This window comes from Paenibacillus pini JCM 16418, assembly GCF_000576305.1.
GTDB lineage: Bacteria > Bacillota > Bacilli > Paenibacillales > Paenibacillaceae > Paenibacillus_AQ > Paenibacillus_AQ pini.
Map to the genome: position 1 here is coordinate 1 of NZ_BAVZ01000067.1, position 592 is coordinate 592.

The window sequence follows — 592 nt, forward strand, 5'->3', positions numbered from 1 at the left end:
GGTTAAGCTACTAAGAGCACACGGAGGATGCCTAGGCACTAGGAGTCGATGAAGGACGTGGCGAACAACGAAACTGCCTCGGGGAGCTGTAAGCAAGCTTTGATCCGGGGGTGTCCGAATGGGGAAACCCGGCTGTGGTAATTCGCAGTCACTCACATCTGAATACATAGGGTGTGTAGAGACAGACCAGGGGAACTGAAACATCTAAGTACCCTGAGGAAGAGAAAACAATAGTGATTCCGTCAGTAGCGGCGAGCGAACGCGGATTAGCCCAAACCAAGGAGCTTGCTCCTTGGGGTTGTGGGACGTCTCACATGGAGTTACAAAGGAATACATTAGGTGAAGAGGTCTGGAAAGGCCCGGCATAGAAGGTAAAAGCCCTGTAGCTGAAAGTGTATTCCCTCCGAGACGGATCCCGAGTAGTGCGGGGCACGTGAAACCCCGTATGAATCCAGCAGGACCATCTGCTAAGGCTAAATACTCCCTAGTGACCGATAGTGAAACAGTACCGTGAGGGAAAGGTGAAAAGCACCCCGGAAGGGGAGTGAAATAGAACCTGAAACCGTGTGCTTACAAAAAGTCAGAGCCTATG

The 592-nt window shown here is 51.5% G+C and carries 1 rRNA gene; it reads left to right on the forward strand.

Going from position 1 to position 592, the window contains the following annotated elements:
* Positions 1 to 592 (forward strand): 23S ribosomal RNA (locus tag JCM16418_RS23420); the annotation flags it as partial.